Source organism: Rathayibacter sp. VKM Ac-2856 (genome assembly GCF_013205055.1).
In the GTDB taxonomy this organism is placed as follows: domain Bacteria; phylum Actinomycetota; class Actinomycetes; order Actinomycetales; family Microbacteriaceae; genus Rathayibacter.
Genome location: NZ_JABMLF010000001.1, coordinates 216,777 through 241,653, shown reverse-complemented (window position 1 = coordinate 241,653; position 24,877 = coordinate 216,777). Strand labels below are relative to the sequence as shown.

Below are 24,877 nucleotides of genomic sequence, written 5' to 3'. Positions count from 1 at the left end.
GCATCAGGCGTTATTAATAGCGTCATCACTCGCCGTCGACGCTCCGGCCGTGCCGCCGGAACTGCTGCCGCATCCACTGGTGGCCCGGGTCGTCGTTGTGCATCGGGTGCCACCAGAGCGCGCCGGAGAGGCGCAGCGCGTCGAACGGCAGGGGCAGCACGCGCAGGTCGCCGGCGGCGAGCATCCGGTCCGCCAGCCGCTTCTGCACGATGCCGATGCGGTCGGTCCCGACGATGAAGTACGGCAGCGCCAGGAAGCCCTCGACCACCACGTCCACGCGCGGCTCGATGCCGATGGTCTCCAGCTGCCGGGACGCCGCGGTGAAGGCGCTGCGCGTCTTGTAGGTGAACACCCACGGCAGCCGGTGCAGGTCCTCCAGCGTCAGAGCCTCGCCGACGGTGTCGTTGCCCGACCAGATCACGGCCAGCCAGTCGTCCTCGTAGAGGTCCATCGAGGGCAGGTCGCTCGCGAAGCCGCGGGGGAGGAGCATCCCGTCGACGTTGCGGAGGGTGTTCATCGGGTCCTCGACGATCGCCGGGTTGTGCAGGGCGAAGCGGAAGCGGACCTGCGGGGCGCTCTCGCGGACGGCGAGGGAGACGCAGCTGCCGACGATGGCGAACGCGTAGTCGGAGCCGTAGAGGCTGAACTCGCGCGAGGAGGTCGCGGGGTCGAAGAGGGCGGCGGTCGAGAAGACCGAGCGGGTCGCCTCGAGCGCCGAGCTGGTCTGATCGATCAGGCGGATCGCGAGGGGAGTCAACCGGTAGGTGTTGCCGACGCGGGTGAGGATCTCGTCGTCGAAGTGGATCCGCAGCCGCGCGAGGGAGGCGCTCACCGCCGGCTGGCTGAGGCCAAGACTCTGGGCGGCGCGGGTGACGCTGCGCTCGGAGAGCAGGGCGTCGAGCACCACCAGCAGGTTCATGTCGGGGCGCGGACTCATCCGCCCGGTGCTCATGCGCGCACGTCCGGTGCCCACGATCGGGTGCTCACGATTCCTCCTCGGGGCGCATCGATGCGCCGAGCCCACGGTAGCGCGGGGTTCCTCCCGCGGGCGTCGCGCCGGTCCCGCGCCCCGGACGGAGCGGACGGGGCCGGGAGGACGGCGGCGGCGAGCCCGTGCGCATCCACCGGGCGGAAGCGCGTCATCACCGATCGCGTCTTCGCAGGAGCTCCGCATCTGACGAGGATGAGGGGAGCCCAGCTCGACCGGAGGATCGCCGATGATCACCACCCACCCCCGCCGCGCCGTCGTGGTCGGCTACGCCCGCACCCCGTTCGCCCGGTACCTCGGCCGCTTCGCCGCGCTGCCGGCGACCGCGCTCGGAGCGCACGCCGTCTCGGCCGCGCTCGAGCGCTCCGGCGTCGCGCCCGAGGACGTCGAGGTCGTGCTGATGGGCCAGGTGCTGCAGGCCGGCGCCGGGCAGAATCCGGCGCGGCAGACCGCCCGGGGCGCGGGGATCCCGCTGCACGTCCCGGCGATGACGCTCAACGCCGTCTGTCTCTCCGGGGCGGAGGCGGTGGCGGACGCCGCGCGGCGGATCGTGCTCGGCGAGGTCGACGTCGCGGTGGCCGGCGGGCAGGAGTCGATGTCGCTCGCCCCGCACGTCTGGACGGGCTCGCGGCAGGGCCGCCGCTTCGGCGAGGTCACGATGCTCGACACGATGGAGCACGACGGCCTGAGCGACGCGTTCGAGCGCCGCTCGATGGGCGCCTCCACGGAGGAGGAGAACGGCCGCCTCGGTCTCGGCCGCGCCGAGCAGGACGCCTTCGCCGCCGCCTCGCACTCGCGCGCCGCCGCCGCCGCGGACGTGCTGGCCGAGGAGATCGCGCCGGTGACCACCCCGGGCCGGGACGCCTCCGTGGTCGCCGCAGACGACGGAGTCCGTCCCGAGACCACCGCCGAGCGCCTCGCAGCGCTCCGCCCCGCCTTCGCCGCCGACGGCACGATCACGGCCGGCAACTCCTCGCAGATCACCGACGGTGCCGCGGCCCTCGTGCTGATGGAGGAGGGGGAGGCGCGCCGCCGCGGACTCCGCCCGCTGGCCCGGATCGAGGCGGCCGCGATGGTCGCCGGGCCGGGGCTCACGCTGCACTCGCAGCCCTCGGCCGCGATTCTCCGCGCGCTGGAGCGGACGCCGTGGGGAGCCGCCAACCTCGCCGCGGTCGAGATCAACGAGGCGTTCGCGGCGGTGGCGGTGCAGTCGGCCGCCGACCTCGGCGTCGATCCGGCGATCGTGAATCCGCACGGGGGAGCGATCGCGCTCGGCCACCCGATCGGCGCGTCCGGCGCGCGCATCGTCGGGCACCTCGCCCGGCGGCTCGCGGCGCTCGGGCCGGGTTCGGTCGGCGCGGCGGGCATCTGCGGCGGCGGAGGGCAGGGCTCGGCGCTCGTCCTCTCCGCGGTGGGCTGAGCCGTGGCCGCGCCGATCTCGGTCGCGGGCCGGCTGCTGTCGATCCTGGACGTCTTCGCGCAGCCGGACGCGCGCGCCTCGCTCTGCCTGTCGGAGATCGCGGAGCGCGCGGAGCTGCCGGTGTCGACCACGCACCGGATGCTCGCGGAGCTCGTCGAGTGGGGCGGGCTGGTCCGCCGCGACGACGGACGGTACACGCTGGGCCTGCGGCTCTGGGAGCTGGGGACGCGGGTGCCGGCGACGCGGTCGCTGCGGGCGATCGCGCTGCCGTTCCTCGAGGACCTCTACGAGGCGACGCATCAGCACGTGCACCTCGCGGTGCTCGACGGAGCGGAGGCGCTCTACATCGAGAAGCTGTCGGCGCACCGGGCCGTGCCGGTGGTGTCGAGCGTCGGGGCGCGGCTGCCGCTGCACTGCACCGGCGTCGGGCTGGTGCTGCTCGCGCACGCGCCCGCCGACGACCTGGACGCGTACGTCGCGCGGGATCTGCCGCGCTTCCTGCCGCGGACGGTGACCTCGCCGGCGGCCCTGCGGCGGCGGCTCGCGGAGATCCGGCTGAGCGGCGTCGCGCACTCGTCGGAGGAGATGACGGCGGGGACGAGCTCGATCGCCGCCCCGGTCCGCGACCGCGCCTCCCGCGTGGTCGCCGCGCTGTCGATCGTCACCGGCTCGGAGCCGCGGCAGGGCGACCTGCTCGAGCGCGAGGTGCGCGCCGCGGCGGCCGGGGTGAGCCGCGCGCTGGGGTACCGCCGGTCGGTGGTCGCGTGAGCGACGCTCCTCCCCAGGGCGGGGATCGCGAGTCCTTTCCACTGAGTGGAAGCAGCGCTCCCCGCGGGGCCGCCGGTGCGGAGCATGGTGGTGTCCCTGTCACCGTCGCGAGGAACCCCGTGCCCACTCACTCCACTCAGGTCGCCGTCATCGGCGCCGGGCCCGCGGGCCTGCTCCTCAGCTGGGCGCTCCGCCGCGCCGGCATCGACTCGGTCGTCCTCGAGAACCGCTCGCGCGACTACGTGCTGTCGCGGATCCGCGCCGGCGTCCTCGAGCAGAGCTCGGTCGATGTGCTCACCGGCCTCGGCCTGGGCGAGCGGATCGCGAGCGACGGGATGCGCCACCGCGGCATCTACCTCCAGGGCCCCGACGCGCAGGGGGTCAGCCGGCGCCACCACGTCGACTTCGAGGAGCTGATCGGCCGGACGGTCACCGTCTACGGGCAGCAGGAGGTCGTCAAGGACCTGATCGCCGCGCACGAGGCCGAGGGGACCGACATCCGCTACGGCGTCTCCGACGTCGAGCTGCACGACCTCGACGGCGAGCACCCCGTGGTGACCTACTCCCTCGACGGGCAGGAGCAGCGCCTCGAGGCGGAGTACGTCGTCGGCGCCGACGGCTTCCACGGCATCAGCAGGCCCAGCATCCCCGAGCGCGCCGACCTCGACCGGAGCTACCCCTACGCCTGGCTCGGCGTCCTCGCGGACGTCGCGCCGTCGACCGACGAGCTGATCTACGCCCTGCACGCCGACGGCTTCGCGATGCACTCGATGCGCAGCGGCTCGGTCTCGCGGCTCTACCTCCAGGTCGACCCCGACGACGACATCTCCGCGTGGCCCGACGAGCGGATCTGGGCGGCGCTGCAGACGCGCCTGGGCGTCGAGGGCTGGACGCTGCAGGAGGGGCCGATCACCGAGAAGTCGATCACGCCGATGCGCAGCTTCGTCTCGTCGCGGCTCGCGCACGGCAGGCTGTTCCTCGTCGGCGACGCGGGGCACATCGTGCCGCCGACCGGTGCGAAGGGGCTCAACTCGGCGATCGCCGACGTCGTGCTGCTGGTGCGCGGGCTGATCGCCGCGGCCGGGGGCGACTCCGCGCTCCTCGACGGCTACGAGGCCGCGGCGCTCTCGCGGCAGTGGCGGGTCCAGCAGTTCTCCGTCTGGATGACCGAGCTGCTGCACCGCCCGCCGGTCACCGTGAGCGGCGAGTTCGACTTCCACGCGCAGCTCGGCCGGCTCGACTACGTCGTCGACTCGGTGCACGCCCGACGCTCGCTCGCCGAGCAGTACACGGGGCTCCCGCTGTGAGCGCGCCGCTCGGCCAGGCCGAGATCTCCGCCGAGATCGCCGAGGTGCAGGAGGACGCGCGCCGCCTGGTCCTCGGGGGCGGAGCGCCCGAGCTGCACCCGCGCCGCGACTACCCGCCGTACCGCAGCACGACGCTGCGGCACCCGACCCACGAGCTCGTGCGCGCCGACCCGGAGGAGATCGAGCTGACCTCGCCCGCCTTCGGCCACACCGACGTCGACGAGTACGAGAGCGACCTCACCATCCAGCACACCGGCGAGCCGCTGGGCGAGCGGATCACGGTGTCGGGTCGCGTGCTCGACGGCGACGGCCGCCCCGTGGCCGGCCAGCTCGTCGAGCTGTGGCAGGCGAACGCGTCGGGGCGCTACGTGCACAAGCGCGACAAGCACCCGGCCCCGCTCGATCCGAACTTCACCGGGGTCGGCCGGCTGATCACCGGCGCCGACGGCGGCTACCGCTTCACGACGATCAAGCCGGGCGCCTACCCGTGGCGCAACCACCGCAACGCCTGGCGCCCCGCGCACATCCACTTCTCCTTCTTCGGCACCGCGTTCACCCAGCGGCTGATCACGCAGATGTACTTCCCCGGCGATCCGCTGTTTCCGCTCGACCCGATCCTGCAGTCGATCGCCGACCCGGCCGCGCGCGAGCGGCTGGTCGGCGCCTACGACCACGACAGCAGCACGCCCGAGTTCTCGCTCGGCTACCGCTGGGACGTCGTGCTCACCGGCTCTCGGGCGACCCCGCTCGAGGCGGAGGACGAGCATGTCTGAGCCGCGACCCCTCGTGCAGACGCCGTCGCAGACCGTCGGTCCGTTCTTCGGCTACGCCCTTCCGTACGAGGGCGGGCCGGACCTGGTCGCGCCGTCGCACCCGGCCGCGATCCGCTTCCGGGGCACGATCACCGACGGCGCGGGGGAGCCCGTGCCCGACGCGGTCGTCGAGATCTGGCAACGCGACGCGACGGGGAGCATCGCCCGCGCGAAGGGGAGCCTCCTCCGCGACGGCATCGCCTTCACCGGCTTCGGGCGCACCGCGACGACGCGCGCCGGCGACTACGCCTTCACCACGGTGCGGCCGGGGGCCCCGGAGGGGACCGTGCCGTTCATCGTCGTCACCGTCTTCGCCCGCGGGGTCACCCACCACCTGAGCACCCGCGCGTACTTCGCGGGGGAGGGCGCCCACGATCCGCTCCTGCGCTCGGTCGACCCGGCCCGGCGGGGCACCCTGCTCGTCGTCGAGGAGGGCGCCTCGACCGGCGTCCCGGTCGTGCGCTTCGACATCCGACTCCAGGGCGACGGCGAGACCGTCTTCCTCGACCTGACCGGCGGACTCGATGGCTGAGCGGCGGAGCCTGGTCGACCCGCTCGCCGCACCGGAGATCCGCGCTCTGACCGGTGACGAGGCCCTGCTCGGCGCGATGATCGACGCCGAGCTCGCCCTCGTCGCCGCGCTGGCCGCCGAGGGCGTCGTGACCACCGACCTCTCCGCGCACGCGGACGCCATCCGCGCCGCCGTCATCGACCAGCTCGAGGCGATCGCCGACGAGGCGCGCGCGGGCGGCAACCCGGTCATCCCGCTCGTCCCGCGCCTGCGCCGCGCCGCCGAGGACGCCGTGCACGGCTCCGGCGACGCCGTCCACCTGGGGGCGACCAGCCAGGACATCGTCGACACCGCGGTCATGGTCCGCGCCGCCGCCGTCCTCGAGCGCCTCGACGCCGAGCTCGTCCGGCTCGGCTCGGCCCTCGCAGACCTCGCCGACGCGCACCGCGGCACCACGATGGTCGGCCGCACCCTCGGGCAGCACGCCGCGCCCACCGTCTACGGGGCGGTGGCGGCGGAGCGGCTGGGGGCCGTCACCTCGGCGCTCGCCGCGGTCCGCCGCGTCCGGGCGTCGCTGCCCGCGCAGCTCGGCGGAGCGGTCGGCACGCTCGCCACACTGGTCACGGTCGTCGGCGAGCGGTCCGGCGCGGCCGACGCCGTCGAGCGCACGCTGCGGATCGTCGCCGGCTACTCCGCCCGGCTCGGGCTCCGCTCTCCGGTCGCTGTCTGGCACACCGACCGCACCCCGGTGGTCGAGCTCGCCTCCGCCCTCGGCCTCGCCGCCGGAGCCGCCGGGGCCGTCGCGCTCGACGTCACCGTGCTCGCGCGCACCGAGACCGCCGAGCTGGCCGAGCGGCTCGGCGAGGGCGAGGGAGGCTCGTCCGCCATGCCGCACAAGCGCAACCCCATCGGCGCGGTGCTCGTCGTCGCGGCCGCCCGGCAGGTGCCGGGACTCGTCGGCGCGCTCTACTCCGCACTCGCCGCGGAGGACCAGCGCCCGAGCGGCGCCTGGCACGCCGAGTGGCGGCCGCTGCAGCAGCTGCAGGAGGTGGCGCTCGGCGCCGTCACGGGCGCCGCGGACCTCGCCGCCTCGCTGGAGGTGCGCGCCGAGGCGATGCGCGAGCAGCTCGTCGCCGGCGACGGCTCCGCCTTCAGCGAGGACGTCGCCGCGCTGCTCGGCGAGCGACTCGGCCGGACGGAGGCGTTCGCGCTGCTCGGCCGCGCCTCCCGCGAGAGCACGGCGACCGGCCGCCCCCTCCGCGTCGTCGTCTCCGGTCTGCTCGGCCCGCTCGGCGACGACGCCCTGCAGGAGCGCGTCGCCCGCGCCTTCGAGCCGTCGCCCTCGCCCGGAGTGACGGGGCCCTGGATCGACGCGGCGATCGCCCGCTTCACCGCGGTCCGCGACTCCGCGACCACCGACTCCACGACCACCACCGACCGAGAGGACGCCCGATGACCGTCCCTGTGCTCGCGGGCCTCACCACCGCGACGACGTCCGCCCGCGCCGACCCGCCGCTGCTCGTGCTCGGCCCCTCGCTCGGCACCACGACGCGGCTCTGGGAGGCCTGCCTCCCCGAGCTCGCGCGCGACTTCCGCGTGCTGCGCTTCGATCTGCCCGGCCACGGCCGGAGCCCCGCGACGACCGACCCCTTCTCGATCGCGGAGCTCGCCCGCGCAGTGCTCGTCCTCGTCGATGCGGCCGGCGGCGGCGCCTTCCACTACTCCGGGATCTCGCTCGGCGGGGCGATCGGCCTCCAGCTCGCGGTCGATGCTCCCGAGCGGGTCGCCTCGCTCGCCGTCGTCTGCTCCGCGCCCCGCATCGGCTCGCCGGAGGGCTGGGCCGAGCGGGCCGCCCGCGCGCGGAGCACCGGCACCGCCTCGCTGGTGACGCTGAGCGCCGAGCGCTGGTTCGCCCCCGACTTCCTCCGCCGCGACCCGGACGCCGCCGGCGCCGCACTCGGCGAGCTGGTCGACGTCGACGACGAGTCCTACGCCTTCTGCTGCGAGGCGCTCGGCGCTCCGGGCGACCGCGCTCTCGCGAGCGATGTGCTCCTGGTGGCGGGCGAGCTGGACCTCGCGATGCCCGCCGCGAGCATCCGCGAGCAGGCCGCGGCGATGCCCCGCGCCCGCGTCGAGGTGCTGGAGGGCGTCGCCCACCTGCCCGGCTACGAGGCCCCCGCGCGGCTGAGCGCTCTGATCATCGGCAACGCCTCGGCGGGCACGACGACCCGGCGGGCCGTCCTCGGCGATGCCCACGTCGATGCCGCGTCCGCGCGCATCACCCCCGAGACCGCGGACTTCCAGGAGTTCCTCACCCGCTACGCCTGGGGCGAGGTCTGGACCCGGCCCGGACTCGGACGGCGCGAGCGCAGCATCATCACGCTCGCCGCGCTGGTGAGCCTGCGCGCCGAGGACGAGATCCCGATGCACCTGCGCGGCGCACTGCGCAACGGCGTCACCCGCGCCGAGATCGCGGAGGTGCTGCTGCACACCGCGCTCTACGCCGGGCTGCCGGCCGCCAACGCGGCGTTCGCGCGCCTGCGCGAGGTGCTCGCCGACCTCGACGCCGCGGAGCCGGGTCCCGCGCCGCGAGCGACCCCCACGACCACGCACGACGACGAAGCAGGGGACGGACGATGACGGTGGACAAGAGCCGAGCGAGCGCGGCGGAGGCCGTGGCCGACATCCCGGACGGCGCGTCGATCGCGGTGGGCGGGTTCGGCCTGGTCGGCGTGCCGATCGTGCTCATCCGCGCGCTGCTCGCGCAGGGCACCCGGGGCCTCTCGGTGGTCTCGAACAACTGCGGCGTGGACGGCTGGGGGCTGGGCGAGCTCCTCGCCGCGGGCCGGATCGACCGGGTCACCGCGTCCTACATCGGCGAGAACAAGGACTTCGCCCGCCGCTACCTCGGCGGCGAGCTCGAGGTCGAGCTGACCCCGCAGGGCACGCTCGCCGAGCGCCTCCGCGCCGGCGGCAGCGGCATCCCCGCCTTCTTCACCGCGAGCGGCGTCGGCACGATGGTCGCCGAGGGCGGGCTGCCCTGGCGCTACGGCGCGGACGGCAGCGTCGTCGTCCGCAGCGACCCGAAGGAGGTGCGCGTCTTCGACTCGCTGGGGACGCCGACGCAGTACGTGCTCGAGGAGGCGATCGTCACCGATTTCGCCCTCGTCCGCGCCGCCCGGGGCGACCGGCACGGCAACCTCGTCTTCGCCCGGTCGGCGCGCAACTTCAACCCGCCGGCCGCGATGGCGGGCCGGCTGACGATCGCGGAGGTCGACGAGCTCGTCGAGCCGGGCGAGCTCGACCCCGACGACATCCATCTGCCCGGCATCTACGTCGACCGGATCGTGCAGCTCTCCGCCGAGGAGGCCGCCGATCTGCCCATCGAGAAGCGCACCGTGCGCAGCCGCACCCCGCGAGAGGAGACCCGCGCATGATTCCGCTGACCCGCGACGAGATGGCCGCCCGAGCCGCGCTCGAGCTCACCGACGGCGCCTACGTCAACCTCGGCATCGGCCTGCCGACCCTCATCCCCAACCACATCCCCGACGGGGTGTCGGTGATCCTGCACTCCGAGAACGGCGTGCTCGGCGTCGGCCCCTACCCCTGGGAGGGCGAGGAGGACCCGACCCTGATCAACGCGGGCAAGGAGACGATCACGGTGAACGCCGGCGCCAGCTACTTCGACTCGGCGCAGAGCTTCGCGATGATCCGCAGCGGTCGCGTCGACGTCGCCGTGCTCGGCGCGATGCAGGTCTCGGTGCACGGCGACATCGCCAACTGGGCGGTGCCCGGCCGGATGGTCAAGGGCATGGGCGGCGCGATGGACCTCGTCCACGGCGCCGACCGGGTGATCGTGCTGATGGAGCACGTGACGAAGACCGGCGAGCACAAGATCGTGCCCGAGTGCCTCCTCCCGCTCACCGGCCGGCGGGTCGTCGACCGGATCATCACCGACCTCGCCGTCATCGACGTCACGGAGGAGGGCCTCGTCCTGCGCGAGACCGCGCCGGGCGTCTCGGTGGCCGAGGTCCAGGAGGCGACCGGCGTCGCGCTGATCGTCGCCGTCGCGGAGCCGGCGCTATGACGCAGCTGCGCGAGGTCGTCGTCTGCGAGCCGCTGCGCACCCCGATCGGGCGCTTCGGCGGCGGGCTGCGGAGCGTCGCCCCCGCCGAGCTCGCCGCCACCGTGCTGCGCGCGCTCGTCCAGCGAGCGGGCCTCGACGGGGGAGACGTCGACGACGTCATCCTCGGCCAGGGCTACCCGACGGCCGAGGCCCCGCCGATCGGCCGCGTCGCCGCCCTCGACGCGGGCCTCCCCGTGACGGTCGGCGGATCGCAGGTCGACCGGCGCTGCGGCTCGGGCCTCCAGGCCGTCCTCGACGCGGCGATGCAGATCCAGACGGGCGTCAGCGAGCTCTGCCTGGCGGGCGGCGTCGACTCGATGAGCCGGGCGCCCCTCTACACGGTCGACGGCCGCTGGGGCGTCCCGGGCACCGGCGGCCTGCAGCTGCACGACGCGCTCGGCCGCGGCCGCGAGACCGCCGGCGGCCGCGAGCACCCCGTTCCCGGCGGGATGATCGAGACGGCCGAGAACCTCCGCCGCGAGTACGGCATCCCGCGCGAGGAGCAGGACGCCCTCGCGCTGCGCTCGCACCGTCGGGCCGTCGCCGCGACCGAGGCGGGGCTGTTCCGCGACGAGATCGTCCCGGTGTCCGTCCCCGGGCGCCGCGGGGCCGTCACCCTGATCGATCAGGACGAGGGCCCGCGCGCCGACACCACGCTCGAGGCCCTCGCCCGGCTCGCCCCGGTCCGCCGCGACCTCGACGACGCGGCCACGGTCACCGCCGGCAACGCCTCCGGCCAGAACGACGCTGCGGCCGCCTGCATCGTGACGACCCCCGAGCGCGCCGCCGAGCTCGGCCTGCGCCCGCTGGTCCGGCTCGTCTCGTGGGCCCGCGCCGGCGTCGAGCCCGCACGGATGGGCATCGCCCCCGTCGCCGCGACCGCCCGCGCGCTCGAGCGCGCCGGCCTCACCCTCGCCGACATGGACCTGATCGAGCTCAACGAGGCCTTCGCCGCGCAGGTGCTCGCGGTCGGCCGCGAGTGGGGCTTCAGGGACGAGGACTGGGAGCGGACCAACGCCCTCGGCTCCGGCATCTCGCTCGGCCACCCCGTCGGCGCCACCGGCGCCCGGATGCTCGCCACCGGCTCCCGCCACCTCGCCCGCACCGGCGGCCGCCACCTGCTCGAGACGATGTGCATCGGCGGCGGTCAGGGACTCGCCGCCGTCTGGGCGGCCTGCGAGTAGCCGCCCCGCCCCCGCCCGCCGTCACCCCGCCGTCACCCCGCCGCCGCGCTCCGCTCCCGGCGGAGCGACCACACGTTCCGGCTCGCCGAGCGCTCGTACTCGAACGTCGTCACGAGGGCCTGGATGAGCGCGAGCCCGCGCCCGGACTCGGCGAGGGCGTCGGGCATCTCCCGCGGCGCGGTGTCGATGCCCGGCGGGTCGGCGGTGTCGACGAGGAGCGCGCGCAGCGACACCTCGTCGACGGTGACGCCGAGGGTGCAGACGATCGTCGTCGGCGAGGAGGCGTGCTGCAGCACGTTGCCGGCGAGCTCGACGACGGCGGTCTCGAACGCGAAGCGGTCCATCGCCTCGACGTCCGGCCGCTCCGCCCACAGCTCGGCGAGCATCGAGTGCACGACGTCGACGGTGTCGGGAGGACTGCGAAACAGGACGCTGCGGTCAGTCACGGTACGCGTCGCCGGCCGTGTCGAACCGGGCGAGCACGCGATCCAGGTTGGAGAGCTGCAGCACCATCATCACCTGGGCGCTGGGCGCGGCGATCCGCAGGTCCCCGCCGGCCTGCCGGGCGGTCTTGAGGCACGCGACGAGCGCGCCGAGCCCGGAGGAGTCGAGGAAGTCGACGGCGGCGAGGTCGACGACGATGCGGGCGCCGCCCTCCTCGATCGAGCGGCGGACGGTGTCGCGCAGCAGCGGCGCGGCGACCATGTTGAGCCGGCCCGACGCCGTGACGACGGTGACGTCCGGGTCGATCCTCGCGGTGGTGAACGTCATGCGTGCTCCTTCTGTGCGACGGGGGAGGGTGCGGCGTCGAAGCCGCGGAAGGCGACGGCGCGGAAGAGGACGCTGAGCACGACCAGGTCGAACACCGCCCAGGCGATGTTGACCCCGGTGCCGATCAGCTGCGCCCCGTCGACGACGAGGTGGATCACGCCGACGACGACGGCCACGACGAGCAGGATCATCACGACCAGCTGCACGCGGATGAGCCGCCACGGGATCGCGGTCGACTCCTGCCGGGTCTTCGGCGTCACCGCGAAGCCGAGCGGGATGCGCAGCAGCACGTTGTTCACCGCCGTCGAGCAGGCCTCGATCCAGACGGGGAACAGCGCGAGGCTGTACTGCTGCCCGCGCCAGGTCGGCGTGCCCTTCGCCGCCACCAGGAAGAGTAGCTGGTTGATGATCATGAAGGGGATGAAGCGCACGAAGAAGTCGGCGGCGAGCGAGTCGACGGGCAGGATGCCCAGCACCAGGAAGACGATCGGCGCCGCGAAGTAGACGACGGCCGCGTAGCCGCTGAGGTAGCTCCACATCGTCGCGAAGTACATCAGGCGCTGCGGGATGCTGAGCGCGCGCTGCAGCAGCGGGTTCTCGCGGAGGAACACCTGCATCGTGCCCTGCGCCCAGCGCAGCCGCTGCGTGAGCATCGTCCCGACGTCCTCCGGCGCGAGGCCGTCGGCCAGCAGCTCGTGGTGGTAGACGGTGCGCCAGCCGAGACCGTGCAGGCGCATGCAGGTCGCCATGTCCTCGGTGACCGAGATCGTGGCGAGCGGCATGATCGGCTGGGCCTCACCCGGGCGGTCCACCGTGATGCTCTGCAGGACGGCCTGCACCGATTCGAGCGCGTTCAGCGGCGAGAGCTCGCGGTCGGCCAGCGTCGAGACGATCGCGTCGAGGTCGACGACCACGTCCGAGGACGCGCCGCCCTCCGAGCGGGTCAGCGCCCGGATCTCGGCCAGATCGCTCTCGAGCCCGGCGACGTCGGAGGCCACCAGCGAGTAGCTCGCGGCGTCGACCCGGCGGTGCAGCTCGTAGGTGACCGTGCCGATCGGCGCGCCGCCCGCGACCGCGGCGCGCGCCTCGCCGATCGCGCCCGAGACCTCGTCGAGCGCGGCCTTCACCGCGGGATCGGCCGCCGCCGGGTGCGAGCGCGCCTTCGCGACGACCCGCGAGGCCGTGCGGAGGGCCGTGCCGATCCGCCGGTCGAGCTCGCGGACGTAGCCGACGATGCCCAGCTGCATCAGCGCCTCCCGCCGCAGCACCGCGTTCGAGCCGCAGAAGAACGCGGCGTTCCAGCCGTCCTTGCCCTGCTGGATCGGCCCGTAGAAGAGCGGCGCCTGGCTGCCGAGCGGATCGCCGGTGGCGACGTTCGAGAAGACCTGCGGGGTCTGCACCAGGGCGACCTTCTCGTCGCGGAAGTAGCCGAGGGTGTGATCGAGGATCTCGGGCCGGGGGATCTGGTCGGCGTCGAGGATGAGGACGAACTCGCCGGTCGTCAGCTCGAGCGCGTTGTTGAGGTTGCCCGCCTTCGCGTGCCGCGGCCGGTCCTTCCAGTCGGAGGAGCGCGTGATGCAGCCCAGACCCGCCTCCTCCGCTGCCGCCCGCATCTCGGCGCGGTCGCCGTCGTCGAGCACCCAGGTCTCGTGCGGGAAGCGGATCGCCTGCGCCGCGAGCGCCGTGGCCATCACGAGCTCGATCGGCTCGTTGTAGGTGGTGATGAAGACGTCGACGGTGGCGTCGGCGGCGGGCGGCGGGGGAGCCGGCCGCCCCTTCGCGCGCCACATGGTCATCCCGAACAGGCAGACGTCGATCAGGCTGTAGGTCTCGGCCAGCACGAGCGGCACGGCGATCCACCAGGCGTCCCAGTTGAGCGAGAACAGCCACCGCCAGGCGACGTAGTTGACCCCGAGCAGGACCGTGAGCACGACGATCACGCGCAGCAGCAGCATGCGCCCCGGCGAGGTGAGCGAGCTCTCGGTGCCCTCGCCGGTCGACGGCCGGCTCATCGCGGCACCACCGCGAAGAGGAAGCGCGTCCTGACCATCAGCCACAGCAGGCCCAGGACGAGGACGTAGGCGAGCGAGTTCACCACGGGATTCCCTTCGCGCAGGATCGGGACGTTGGCGATGACGAGCACGAAGGCGACGTGCATCACGAAGACGTAGAGGGTGGCCTGCCCCAGCGGCACGAGGAACCAGCCGATCAGCCGGTGGATCGGCCGCCAGAGCACCGTCAGCGCCGCGTAGCCGGTGACGACGACGAGGAGCACGTTCAGCACCCGGCCGGGATCGAGCGTCGTGCGCTCGAAGGCGGCGGAGTAGACCTCCGCGAAGGTATTCGCGGGGACCAGTCCGAGCCGGAGGTCGAAGGTGCTGGAGAGGTAGGGGTTGTTCCAGGACAGGATCGCGAGGCCCGCGGTCGCCATCACGCAGACCGCGAGCACGATGCGGCCGAGGCGGGTCGCGAACCACGCCACGATCTCGCGGCGGTGGAAGCCGGCGACCACTCCGGTGACGAACAGCGCCTGCCAGCTCAGCAGCGGGAACGAGTCCTCGAACTGCGACGGCAGGACCCGCAGCCGCAGGAAGGCCTGCACCGCGTAGACCGCCCACGACACCAGCAGCACCGGCAGCCAGCGCCGCCGCGAGAGGGCCCACAGGATCAGCGGCGAGACAGCGAGCATCACGACGTAGAGGCCGAGGATGTTCACCTGCCACGGGCCGAGCCGGAGCGCCGCGAGGTCGACGACGATCGACGGGTCGGCCGGGTAGCGCAGCAGGCTCCCGATGTTCTCGTAGAGGTCGTAGACGCGGCCGGTCGCCTCGCTGCCCGCGGCCCCGGTGCCCTCGTCGATGTAGGTGGTGGCCGGCGTCGATCGGACGGCGTCGATCAGGCTGACGAGGCCGACGACCAGGGTGACGACCAGGGCCGTCAGGTAGAGGGTCACCGCCCGGCGGCCGGTGCGCAGCGTCACCTCGCCGATCCCGCCGCCGAGCACCTTCGGCCGGTGCACCAGCCCCAGGACGGCGCAGGAGAGGAGCACGAACAGCTCCGCTCCCGACACCATCCCGATCGCCTCCTGGGTCGCGTTCTGCCAGATCGAGACCAGCGCGAGGTGGTTCACCACCACGAAGACGACCGCGAGGCCGCGGAGGAGGTCGATCCGCAGATCGCGGCTCGGCGGGCCGTCGTAGGAGAGCGCGGTGCCGCGGCGGCGCGACAGGCCCCAGGCGGTGGCGCCGGCCGCGACGAGGAGGGTGAGCGCGACGACGATCCACGCCGCGGTCCCGCTGATCGTGCCGCCCGTCGCCGGTCCGAGGGCGGATCCCGTGAACGGCGCGTAGACCGGCCCCGGGACCAGATCGCTCGACTCGACGTCGGCGGCGAACGCGGCGGCGATCTCGTCGGAGCCCGAGACGCGCCAGTCGATGACGACCTCGCCGACGACCGGGCGGGTCGCGGCCGAGTCCCGCCAGAGCACCACGTCGAGCAGCGGGTACGCCTCGTCCGAGGCGGCGGCCATGACCTGCCGCCACCAGGCCTGCTTGACGGCGAGCTCCTCGGGCCCGCCGGCGCCGGGGCTGTAGAACGCCGCCGTCTCCAGCAGCAGCGGGGTGCCGGTCGCCTCGGCGTACTCGCCGTAGAAGTCGAGGTCGCCCGCTCCGCCCGGCCCACTCAGGGCGGCGGCCAGCTCGCCGGCGCCGGGGAGGGCGTTCCGCGGCGCGCCGCCGCCGCTGGGGTCGTGGTAGGCGGCGAGGCCCACCCGGTCGACGACGTCGTCGCCGGGGTAGTAGGGCCGGTAGGGGTCGTCACCCGGACCGAGCAGGCCGTCCCCGTCGGTGTCGAGCGCAGCGGAGTCGGCCGGAGCCGCGGGGGCGAAGGGATAGGCCCCGCCGGCCGTCGGCGACCAGACCACCACCGCGTCGGGCAGATCGTCGTGGAGCACCCGTGCGAAGATCCGGAAGGCCGCGACGTACTCCTCGGGCCGCTGCCCCCAGGAGACCCAGGTGCTGTTCATGTCCGGCGCGAAGCGCACGAACAGCGGCAGTGCCTCCCCGGCGCGGGCGCGGGCGAGCGCCGCGACCGCCTGCTCCGCGTCGCCCCGGCCGAAGTCCGCCAGGTCGCCCTCCGGCCGCAGGGTGATCGCGGCGAGAGCGCCCTCGCCCTCGGCCTGCCGCAGGAACTGGGCGAGGTAGGCCGCCTCGGTCCCGCCGATGGGCAGCGGGGCGGAGTGCTCGAGGACGGCGGACGAGCGGCCCAGCCGGTCGGCCTGGGCCGCGGCGCTGTCGACGCTCCAGTCCAGGCTCGAGCCGAGGTACGCGCCGGACTCGGGGGAGAGGACGGAGACGGCCGCCGGCTCGTCCGCCTCTGCGGCGGCGGCGGGGGATGCGGCCGCCCCCGCGAGCAGTGCGGCGCTCGCGAGCAGGGCGAGGAGTCGTGAGGCGAGTCCCAGGGCCCTCGACGAGGTGCGTCGCCGCGCACCGCCGCCTCGCGCTCGACCCCCTGCGGTCCGCTGCTCGTTCGTCATCGTGCCCCCTCGACCAGGAGGATCCGGGGTGCCCCGGCCCCTCCTGGTCACGACCGTAGTGGTGCGGCGGCGACCCTGAGAGCCACCTGACAGCCCTCGCCGAGGATGACCCGCGGACGGGGGTGGCGGCCGCGCGACAGGGTGTCCCGACGGCGACCGGACGCCAGGCCGCCGCCGCACTCGCCCCGCACGGCTCACACCGCGCGATAGGCCGCCGTCGTGGTCGTCCGCAGGCCGCTCGTCTGCGCCGTGACGGTCGCGGAGCCCGCCGCGATCGTGCTCTTCCCCGTGGGGAAGGTGCGCGACGTCGTGGCGCCCGCGGCGAGCGAGCTGACGGTCGAGGTGCCGTAGGGCGTGACGATCGTCACCTGCGTCGACGTGGTCCCCGTGTTCTTCACGGTCACCGTCACCGAGACCATCCCGGACGCCTTCTGCGACAGCGCCGTGGCGGTGACCGAGGGCGGCTTCGCGACCGTGGCGCGGGGGAGGGCCACCGCGGGGAGCCCGGAGACGCGGGCGGAGAACGAGACGCTGCCGGTCGTGGTGCCGGTGCGGATCGACGGGAGCGCGGCCGCCCCCGTCGCTCCGGTGACGACGGTCGCCGCCCGCGTGCCGTCGACGAAGGTGGCGGGGCCGGTGATCGCGAACGCGATCGGCCGCCCGGCGAGGGCGCCGCCCCGGGCGTCGCGCGCGGTCACCCCGGAGGCGAGGTCGCGCGTCGAGGAGGTGGCCACCGTCGTGGCGGTGCCGCGGACGGCGAGCGACGCGGTCGGCGGGACCCCGTTCACCGTCACCTCGGCGACCCCGGTCGATCCGCCGTAGTCCCAGCCGCCCCAGGCCTGGAAGACCGTCCGCAGAGCCGTCGTCGCGACCGGCGCGAAGCTCACGGGGTTGAGCACGTCCCGCTCTCGGCCCGCCGCACTCGCGCCCGGCACCGGGGTCCAGGCCCCGGTGTCGCCGTCGAGGTAGTCGACCCGCCAGGAGCGGGCCGGGATCAGGCCCTGCTGAGCGCCGTCCGCCGCGTCGCTCGCGAAGCGCACCGCGGCGGAGTCCACCGTCACCGTCGCCGGCCAGCTGAGCTCGAGCCACTGCTCGCCGACCCGGGGCCAGGAGCTCCAGGCCGAGCCGGTGTCGCCGTGGGCCGCCGCGCCGGCGGAGGACCAGTCGGAGCTGTAGGACGCGGACACGGACGCGGAGCGGCTGATGTCGCCGACGTACTGGGTGCAGGGGACGGTGACGGTGACCGTCGCGGTCCTGGCCGTCCTGTCGATCGCGTCGACGCGCAGCGACATGCCGGTGTTGAGCGGCACCGTCTCGCCCGCGAGGGCGAACTCGTTCCCGTTCGATCCGTCGCCGGGTCGCTGCAGGAGCTCGGGGCTGCCGCCGGTGCTGCGCAGGATCTGCACGCCCGAGACCTCGCGCGGGGTCTGCCACGGGCTGACGTAGCTGCCCCCGTCGACTGACGGATCCGCCGCGTCGTTGTACTGCGCCCAGTAGCGGATGCCCGCATCCTGCGGATCCGTCCAGGTGAGCGCGCGCGGTGCTCCGGGGCCCGCCCCGAGCGTGTCGAGGACGGCGGTCCGCGGGGCTCCGCAGACCGGCTGGCGCGTGCCGGTGAGGAGGCCGAGCTGCGCGAGCGTCGGAGCCGAGAGCGGGGTGAAGTACCAGGAGTCGCCCATCAGGTCGGTCTTGTTGCCGTACTCCTCGCGCGCGCAGGACGCTCCGGCCGGGACGTCCCAGGTGGTGTCGCACGAGACGCTCGCCGCGTGGCGGAGCGAGAGGGTGTGGCCCAGCTCGTGGGCCAGGAGGATCGCGTCGGGGCCGCCCTGGAAGGTGCGGCCGCCGTCGTCCGGGTCGCCGGGCTGCTCGCCGTTGGCCCAGATCGGGCACGGGTCTCCCGGCGGCACCATCGCGACCAGGTGGCGCGCGGGTCCGGGCTGCCAGCCGGTCTTCCGGGCGATCCAGTCGTGCAGTCCGCCCGTGTTGCTGCAGCCGATGGGCTCGTCCACGACCTGCCAGTCGATCAGGCGCTCGAGCTCGAAGCGCACCGCGCCTCCCGTCTCGCGGTCGTAGAAGCGGTCGACCAGCTCCAGCGAGCGGCGCGCCTCCTCCGCGGCGAAGGACGGGGTCGTGCCCTGCGGTGCGACGAGGGCGATGGTCACCTGGTGCACGACGATGTCGGCGCGCGAGGGGATGTCCACGTCGGTGAAGTCCGCGGCCGCCGCGCTCAGGGTCCGCAGCGACGCGGAGGGAGCGGAGGTCGAGGCGGCGGCGGAGGTGTCGACGGAGGCGACGGGATCGGCGAGCGGAGCGGCCTCCGTCTCGACTCCGCCGTCGCGGGCCGGTGGCGACGAGGACACCGGGGCGGTGCTCGGCGCGGCCGAGGCCGGTGGAGCGGTGGCGACGGATCCTGTCGCCAGGAGCAGTCCGCAGAGGACTGCGGAGAGGACGGTCGAGCGGCGCATGGTTCTCCTCAGGTGACGAGGCCGGAAGCGGCCCAGCGGAGCGGCCGGGAGCGGCCGTTCCGATGTTCACGGGCGGGGTCGTGCTGGTACTCGTCCGGAGGATGTTCACGTCACCATCACCTGCCGGAAGGACTCCGCGGAGCCCCCCGTCCGGGTCGGGCGGAGACGTCCCCCCGGTGGCGGCTCCCGCGCCCCACCCGACGGGGCGCGGAAGCCGACGGCCGTCCCTTCGACCCGAACGAAGGGCGTGGCCGTGTCCCGGCCGGTCTCGACGGGCAGGTCGATCGGCGCGGGCGCCCGCGCTGCGCCCGTCGTGGTCCTCGCAGCTCAGGAAGCGGCGACCGTGGCGGATCCAGCACAGTGAGCAAGGTCCGAAACCGGTTTTTGTTAACGCGAACAATTGCTGTACTGATGACAGTAAACAGGTCGAGGAGACGCTGTCAACGACGCTCGGGGGAGACGATGCACCTTGCTCACATCGCGGCCGAAGCGGGTCCTCCGGACGTCGCCGACGGCTCGCCGAGGGGCAGCGCGTGACCGCCGTGCTCGTCGTCGACGACGAGGCGCTCGTGCGCTCCGGCCTCTCGCTGATCCTCGACGCCGACCCCGAGCTCGAGGTCGTCGGCGCGGTCGACGGCGTCCAGGCGCTCGACGCGGCGAGGGAGAGCCGTCCCGATCTCGTCCTGCTGGAGGTGCGCCTGCGCCGCGCCGACGGGCTGCGACTGCTCCGCGCCCTCCAGGAGCTGCCCGCCCCTCCGCGCGTCGCGATCCTCACGGACCAGGACGGCGACGACCTCGTCGAGGCCGCGCTGCGGACGGGCGCCGCCGGCTTCCTCCTCAAGAACACCAGCCCGACGGCTCTGCGCCGGATGGTGCACGCGCTGGCCCTCGGAGCGATGGTCCTCGCGCCGGAGGTGGCTCGGCGCCGGCGGCCGTCCTGGCCGATCGAGGACGCGGCCCGCGCGCAGGTGCAGGCGCTCGACCCGCGCGGTCGGGCGGTGCTCCGGCTCGTCGCCCAGGGGGCGACCAACGCGCAGATCGCGCTGACGCTGGACATCACCCTCGGCACCGCGAAGGAGGCGGTCAGCGCCGTCCTCGACGCCCTCGGCGTGCGCAACCGCGTCCTCGCGGCCCTCGTGGCCGCGCGCGCCGGCCTCGTGACCTGAGCGCGGCCGCCCCGGTGGCGCCGCAGCACCTCCGGGGCGTCCGCGTCGCTCAGCGGGTGAGCGTGATGCTGTCGAGCTCCGCGAAGCCGGAGCCGCCGGCGAAGAAGGGGGACCCCTTCGCGAGGCGGATCACGTTGAAGCCGGCCTTCAGATCCACCTGGCGCGAGACGGAGGAGCCGAAGGCGCCCCAGCCCCCGGTCGGCGGGTAGGAGACGGTGCTGAAGGCGCTGCCGTTCACGGCGAAGCCCTGGGTCGACGTGGTCGCACCGCCGTTGGCGTAGCGGATCCCGAGGGCGTAGCTGCCGGCCGTCGGCACCTCGACGACGAAGTCGACGAAGCTGTCCGAGCGGGCGTCGGTCGAGCCGTCGATCCGGCCGACGTAGCCGCCGTTCGACGCCGAGCCGGAGGAGAGCAGCTGGGCGTTCACGACCGTCGCGTTCTCCGCCTCGTAGACCTGCTGGTAGCTGGTCGTCGGCCCCGCGGCCGGGGTGACGACGAGCTGGTAGGCGCCCAGGTAGTCCTGGCTCGCGACGGGCACGGTGATCGTGCCGTTCGTGATCGGGAGGGTCTGGGTCGAGACGCGGGTCGGAGCGTCGACGTTCGTCATGCGGCCCGAGCGCGGCGTGTAGTTGAGGACCACCTGGGCCGAGGTGCCGAAGCCCGTGAGGCCCTTCACCTGCACCTGGTTGTCGCCGAAGGTCCCGCCGAAGGCCGCGTTCACGATCTTGCGGCTCGCATCGTAGGAGGCGAAGCCGTCGAGATCGCCGGAGGGCGTGACCGCCAGCATGTTGCCGGCCATCTCGCCGTACCACTTGTACAGCCAGTACGAGCCGGTCGGGCGGTTGTTCCAGACCAGGCCGCCGACGGTGCCGGACTCGTACCAGTAGGCGCGCTCGGCGTCGTGGATCCCGGTGCGCTCGAACTGGGCGATGTAGTGCGCCGCCACGCTGGGCGTGTCGATCTGGCTGGGGGAGCCGTACTCGTTGATGGAGATCGGCCGCGGGCTGATGCCGAGGGAGCGCTCGATCGAGCGGTAGTCGGCGACGTGCTCGTCGATGCTGTTGTAGGTCTCGTCCTCGAGCTCGTGCCAGACGACGACGTCCGGCAGGGTGCCGTCGGCCTTCGCGCGGGCCATGAAGTCGCGCATCAGGTCGGGGTAGTACCGGCTGTAGCTGGGCCCGACGATCGGCGTGACGGTGTCCTGCAGCTTCACCTGGCGGTAGGTGCGCGTCCAGCCGTCGAGGAAGGGCCCGGCCTTCGCCGTGTCCCAGGTGCCGTCCGGCTCGTTCCAGAGCTCCCAGCCGTTGATGTTGGTCGTGTTCGTGGCGTCGAGTCGCGCCTTGACCATCGTGTCGATCTTCTGCGTCCAGTCCTCCCAGCTGATCCAGCGGTACGGGAAGTCCGGGTAGACGTCGGGCATCCGCGCGTACGACTGCGCTCCGTCTCGGGTGAACGTGTCCGCCACCTTCAGGACGTCGCCGGTCGGCGTCGTCGCGCCGTTGCCGAGCTGACCGACGCCGGGGGCCGGCTGGGTGTGCGGCTTGAGCCGCAGCGGGGTCAGCAGACCGGGCGCGGGGTCGGTGGGCGTCGCCAGCGCGTAGAGACCGCCGGCGCCGACCCGGGTGACGGGGCGGATGGTCGACGAGGCGTCGATCACGAGGGTGTTGCCCGCGGCGACGGCGGGCAGGGAGGGGGCGAGGATCGACGCCGCCAGAGCGGCGGCCGCCACGAGACCGAAAACTTTACGGGATGAACTCACAGAAGGCTCCTTTGCGATGTGAATCGAGCCGAGAGGCCCCGGAAATGCCGGGACTTCTCGGGCGAGATCGACCGTAGCGAGCGAGGAGCGTTAATGAAAGTAGTTTCGGTGTTTCGGTCCGAGCGGGGCCAGGGCGAGCTCTGCCGAGCACGGCTGACATGGCAGTCGGCGTGCCGGGATGGCGGACCGTGTGAGCCGAACGTCAGGATTCCGGGCCCGAGGCCATGGATGCGGTGAGAATGACCGCACGCTCCTGCCCACCCGGCGCCCACGCCGCCGGCGGTCCGGCGCGTGCGGCCTCCGCAGACCCCGACACTCCTGACGAACGGACCCCGATGTCGACGACGACGAAGATCCCCAGCAGCCTCCGCCGCTCCCTCTCCAACACGCTGAAGGGCTCGGCGGGCAATCTCGTCGAGTGGTACGACGTGTACGTCTACTCCGTCTTCGCCTTCGCCTTCGAATCGCAGTTCTTCGCGGCGGGCGAGAAGAACTCGACGCTCTACATCTGGGCGATCTTCGCGGTCACCTTCCTCATGCGCCCGATCGGCTCCTGGTTCTTCGGCCGCTTCGCCGACCGGCACGGCCGCCGCCTCGCGCTGACCGTCTCCGTCTCGCTGATGGCCGCCTGCTCCCTGATCGTGGCGTTCGCGCCGACGGCCGAGTCGATCGGCGGGGGAGCGGTGGTGATCCTCGTGCTCGCGCGCCTGCTGCAGGGCTTCGCGACCGGCGGGGAGTACGGAACGAGCGCCACCTACATGTCGGAGGCGGCCCTCCCCGGCCGGCGCGGCTTCCTGTCGTCCTTCCACTACGTCACCCTCGTCGGCGGACACGTCCTCGCCCAGCTGACGCTGCTCGTCATGGTGGTCACTCTGCCCGACGAGGCGATCTCCGCCTGGGGCTGGCGGGTGGCCTTCGGCATCGGAGGCGTCGCCGCGGTCGTCGTGTTCTGGCTCCGCCGCACGATGGACGAGTCGCTCGAGACCACGCAGATCCAGGCCGTCACAGCGGGGGAGTCGCGCCGGAGCGGCTCGATGCGCGAGCTCCTCGTCCACCAGTGGCGGCCCCTGCTCCTGTGCTTCGCGGTGACGATGGGCGGCACGGTCGCCTTCTACACCTACTCGGTGACCGGGCCGAACATCATCAAGAGCGCCTTCGCCGGCGACGACGTCGTCACGGGCATCGTCATCAACCTGATCGCCCTGCTGACGCTGATGCTCCTGCAGCCGCTCGGCGGCTGGCTCTCGGACATCATCGGCCGGAAGACCCTGCTGGTGTTCTTCGGCGTCGGGGGAGTGCTCTACACCTGGTTCCTGCTCACCGCGCTCCCCGAGCAGACCGATCCACTCGCCGCCTTCGCCATCCTCGCCGTCGGCTTCGTGATCCTCACCGGCTACACCTCGATCAACGCCGTGGTGAAGGCGCAGCTGTTCCCGACCCACATCCGCGCCCTCGGGCTCGGCTTCGGCTACGCGCTCGCGAACTCGGTCTTCGGCGGCACCGCGCCGCTGCTCTACGCCGGTGCCCTCGGCGCCGACCAGGTGCCGGTCTTCATCGGCTACGTCACCGCCGTGATCGTCGCCTCCCTCGTGGTCTACGTCGTCCTCCTCCGCAACACCGGCCCGAACTGGCTCGACGACGAGCCCGCCATGCGCCTGCGCGAGGAGTCCCGGCGGGGCCGGCCATCGCGCTGAGGAGCCATACCCCCCCCTCCCTGCTGGTCACGAGGAAGCGCGCCCCCTCCCTGCTGGTCACGAGGAAGCGCGCCCCCCTCCCTGCCGGTCGAGTAGCGCGCAGCGCGTATCGAGACCGACGCTGAACGCGGCCGCCCGCCTCCGACCCGAAGGATCCGAGGGCACCCCTACTCCTGCTGCCGGACTTGTCAACACCTCGCAGCCTGAGGAGACACTCAGATACAGTCCGGAGGAGCCGATCGGGAGCCGCCCGACGGCTCGGCGAGGAATCCGATGACGACGCTCCTGCACCTCCGCCCGCCCGCCGATCGACGCAGCACCGGCGGACCGCGATGACCACGGCCTGCACGGACGGGGCCCGCACCCCTCTGCGCGAGAGCGCGCACGAGCTGGTGCTGACCGCCTGCCGCGCCGGCGACGCCGCCCGGGAGTCCCGGATCGACGCCCTCTGGGCGGCCAAGACCGACCCCGACGAGATGCGCCGGCTGCTCGCCCGTCACCGGCGCGAGGTCGACGCCGCGCGCCGCCTCCTCGCCGCGGCCGGCGACCCCGGCTGGTGGCACCAGGCGACCGCGGAGCAGATCGCGGACTGCTGCACGGCCGCGAGGATCTGGGCGGAGGGCGACCCGGTCTGCGCCGACCTCGAGCACGCCTTCGCCTCCCGCCTGAAGAGCGCCCTCGGCGTCGACCTGACGCGCCTCCCGCGAGCCTCCTGAGACAGACCCACGCACTGCACGACGGTGGATCTCGATACGCCCGCTCCGCGGGCTACTCGATCACCATGAGCCGCTTCATGCTGGTCGAGTAGCGCGCAGCGCGTATCGAGACCCACGCTGCCGATGCGTCACCGACGGGCGGCGACCGGGAGGCCCGGCCGAGGCCCGAGGGATCACGGCACCCTCAGCTCATGCAGCGGATCCCTGCTCGCGGCCCTCTGCGCGGGGAGCAGCGCGGCGAGAACGGCGACCACGATCGCGAGGGTCCCCGTGGCGACCAGGAACTCGACGCTCGGGAGCGGATCGCCACCGATCACCAGGAGCACCGCGGACCCCACCGTGCCGAGAAGAGCGCCGATCGTCGCGACGAGGAGGACCTGGCACACGACGAGCAGGACGATCAGGCCGCGCGTGGCACCGAGAGCCCGTCGACGTCCGAAGTCCTTCCGTCGCATCTGGACGAGACCGTACTGCGTGGCGCCGACCAGGATCGCGCCCGCGCCGGCGATGAGGATCACGAGCCCGCGCCCGAACCCGCCGAGAGTGCCCTCGAGAACCGCGCGCAGGTCCGCGTACCGAGCGCTCCTGGTCACGGTGATCCCCTCGGGATCCGTCGGAGCCAGAAGCGGCCCGATCGATCGCGTCAGCGGACGGAC

At 73.6% G+C, this 24,877-nt stretch carries 21 protein-coding genes; 13 read left to right on the top strand and 8 right to left on the bottom strand.

Going from position 1 to position 24,877, the window contains the following annotated elements; all coding sequences use genetic code 11:
• Positions 1 to 25: 25 nt before the first annotated feature.
• Positions 26 to 937 carry a LysR family transcriptional regulator gene (locus HQQ82_RS01155; protein WP_254073000.1) on the bottom strand — a complete coding sequence of 304 codons (912 nt, stop codon included), beginning with the start codon at positions 935 to 937 and terminating at the stop codon, positions 26 to 28.
• A 280-nt stretch (positions 938 to 1,217) separates the two neighbouring features.
• Between HQQ82_RS01155 and HQQ82_RS01150 the strand changes: the two genes are divergently transcribed.
• From HQQ82_RS01150 to HQQ82_RS01105, 10 genes are all read left to right on the top strand, one after another.
• Positions 1,218 to 2,408, top strand: a complete 1,191-nt coding sequence (locus HQQ82_RS01150; RefSeq protein WP_173231267.1) for an acetyl-CoA C-acyltransferase — start codon at positions 1,218 to 1,220, stop codon at positions 2,406 to 2,408.
• A gap of 3 nt (positions 2,409 to 2,411) precedes the next feature.
• A complete protein-coding gene (locus HQQ82_RS01145) occupies positions 2,412 to 3,176 on the top strand; it encodes an IclR family transcriptional regulator (RefSeq protein ID WP_173231266.1) in 765 nt (254 codons plus the stop codon).
• Between the two features lie 119 nt (positions 3,177 to 3,295).
• Positions 3,296 to 4,483, top strand: coding sequence for a 4-hydroxybenzoate 3-monooxygenase (locus HQQ82_RS19675; RefSeq protein ID WP_173231265.1), 1,188 nt, complete (start codon positions 3,296 to 3,298; stop codon positions 4,481 to 4,483).
• A complete protein-coding gene (pcaH, locus tag HQQ82_RS01135; protein WP_173231264.1) occupies positions 4,480 to 5,256 on the top strand; it encodes a protocatechuate 3,4-dioxygenase subunit beta in 777 nt (258 codons plus the stop codon). Before HQQ82_RS19675 ends, pcaH begins: the two co-directional genes overlap by 4 nt.
• Complete coding sequence (pcaG, locus tag HQQ82_RS01130; protein WP_173231263.1) at positions 5,249 to 5,827, top strand: protocatechuate 3,4-dioxygenase subunit alpha; 579 nt, start codon at positions 5,249 to 5,251, stop codon at positions 5,825 to 5,827. The genes pcaH and pcaG overlap by 8 nt, the downstream gene beginning before the upstream one ends.
• On the top strand, positions 5,820 to 7,262 hold the full coding sequence (locus HQQ82_RS01125; RefSeq protein WP_173231262.1) for a lyase family protein: 1,443 nt from the start codon (positions 5,820 to 5,822) through the stop codon (positions 7,260 to 7,262). The genes pcaG and HQQ82_RS01125 overlap by 8 nt, the downstream gene beginning before the upstream one ends.
• Entirely contained in the window at positions 7,259 to 8,446 is a 1,188-nt protein-coding gene (locus tag HQQ82_RS01120; protein ID WP_173231261.1) for an alpha/beta fold hydrolase, read from the top strand. The genes HQQ82_RS01125 and HQQ82_RS01120 overlap by 4 nt, the downstream gene beginning before the upstream one ends.
• Positions 8,443 to 9,243, top strand: coding sequence for a CoA transferase subunit A (locus HQQ82_RS01115; RefSeq protein WP_216848130.1), 801 nt, complete (start codon positions 8,443 to 8,445; stop codon positions 9,241 to 9,243). The genes HQQ82_RS01120 and HQQ82_RS01115 overlap by 4 nt, the downstream gene beginning before the upstream one ends.
• Positions 9,243 to 9,893 carry a CoA transferase subunit B gene (locus HQQ82_RS01110; protein WP_367947849.1) on the top strand — a complete coding sequence of 217 codons (651 nt, stop codon included), beginning with the start codon at positions 9,243 to 9,245 and terminating at the stop codon, positions 9,891 to 9,893. Before HQQ82_RS01115 ends, HQQ82_RS01110 begins: the two co-directional genes overlap by 1 nt.
• Complete coding sequence (locus HQQ82_RS01105) at positions 9,890 to 11,116, top strand: acetyl-CoA C-acetyltransferase (protein ID WP_173231258.1); 1,227 nt, start codon at positions 9,890 to 9,892, stop codon at positions 11,114 to 11,116. Before HQQ82_RS01110 ends, HQQ82_RS01105 begins: the two co-directional genes overlap by 4 nt.
• 32 nt (positions 11,117 to 11,148) lie before the next feature.
• On the opposite strand, the gene HQQ82_RS01100 is transcribed toward HQQ82_RS01105, so the two are convergent.
• The 5 genes from HQQ82_RS01100 to HQQ82_RS01080 form a co-directional block, all read right to left on the bottom strand.
• The gene (locus tag HQQ82_RS01100) at positions 11,149 to 11,562 is read right to left on the bottom strand and encodes an ATP-binding protein (RefSeq protein ID WP_367947758.1); all 414 of its coding nucleotides are present in this window, start codon (positions 11,560 to 11,562) and stop codon (positions 11,149 to 11,151) included.
• Positions 11,555 to 11,887, bottom strand: coding sequence for an STAS domain-containing protein (locus tag HQQ82_RS01095; protein WP_173231257.1), 333 nt, complete (start codon positions 11,885 to 11,887; stop codon positions 11,555 to 11,557). Before HQQ82_RS01095 ends, HQQ82_RS01100 begins: the two co-directional genes overlap by 8 nt.
• Complete coding sequence (locus HQQ82_RS01090; RefSeq protein ID WP_173232273.1) at positions 11,884 to 13,842, bottom strand: glycosyltransferase; 1,959 nt, start codon at positions 13,840 to 13,842, stop codon at positions 11,884 to 11,886. Before HQQ82_RS01090 ends, HQQ82_RS01095 begins: the two co-directional genes overlap by 4 nt.
• A 53-nt stretch (positions 13,843 to 13,895) precedes the next feature.
• The gene (gene opgC, locus HQQ82_RS01085; RefSeq protein ID WP_173231256.1) at positions 13,896 to 16,421 is read right to left on the bottom strand and encodes an OpgC domain-containing protein; all 2,526 of its coding nucleotides are present in this window, start codon (positions 16,419 to 16,421) and stop codon (positions 13,896 to 13,898) included.
• A 194-nt stretch (positions 16,422 to 16,615) separates the two neighbouring features.
• Positions 16,616 to 18,886, bottom strand: coding sequence for a hypothetical protein (locus tag HQQ82_RS01080; protein ID WP_173231255.1), 2,271 nt, complete (start codon positions 18,884 to 18,886; stop codon positions 16,616 to 16,618).
• 533 nt (positions 18,887 to 19,419) lie between these two features.
• On the opposite strand from HQQ82_RS01080, the gene HQQ82_RS20470 reads away from it, so the two are divergent.
• The gene (locus HQQ82_RS20470; protein ID WP_216848128.1) at positions 19,420 to 20,052 is read left to right on the top strand and encodes a response regulator transcription factor; all 633 of its coding nucleotides are present in this window, start codon (positions 19,420 to 19,422) and stop codon (positions 20,050 to 20,052) included.
• Positions 20,053 to 20,101: 49 nt separating this feature from the next.
• Here HQQ82_RS20470 and HQQ82_RS20465 read toward each other — a convergent pair whose 3' ends face one another.
• Positions 20,102 to 21,811: a CBM35 domain-containing protein gene (locus tag HQQ82_RS20465; protein WP_216848126.1), complete on the bottom strand. Its 1,710-nt coding sequence runs from the start codon at positions 21,809 to 21,811 to the stop codon at positions 20,102 to 20,104.
• A gap of 335 nt (positions 21,812 to 22,146) precedes the next feature.
• On the opposite strand from HQQ82_RS20465, the gene HQQ82_RS01065 reads away from it, so the two are divergent.
• Positions 22,147 to 23,505 (top strand): MFS transporter, encoded by a 1,359-nt coding sequence (locus HQQ82_RS01065; RefSeq protein WP_173231253.1) that lies wholly within the window; start codon positions 22,147 to 22,149, stop codon positions 23,503 to 23,505.
• Positions 23,506 to 23,837: 332 nt separating this feature from the next.
• On the top strand, positions 23,838 to 24,221 hold the full coding sequence (locus HQQ82_RS01060) for a hypothetical protein (protein ID WP_173231252.1): 384 nt from the start codon (positions 23,838 to 23,840) through the stop codon (positions 24,219 to 24,221).
• 173 nt (positions 24,222 to 24,394) lie between these two features.
• On the opposite strand, the gene HQQ82_RS01055 is transcribed toward HQQ82_RS01060, so the two are convergent.
• Positions 24,395 to 24,814, bottom strand: a complete 420-nt coding sequence (locus HQQ82_RS01055) for an FtsX-like permease family protein (RefSeq protein WP_173231251.1) — start codon at positions 24,812 to 24,814, stop codon at positions 24,395 to 24,397.
• Between the last annotated feature and the right edge of the window lie 63 nt (positions 24,815 to 24,877).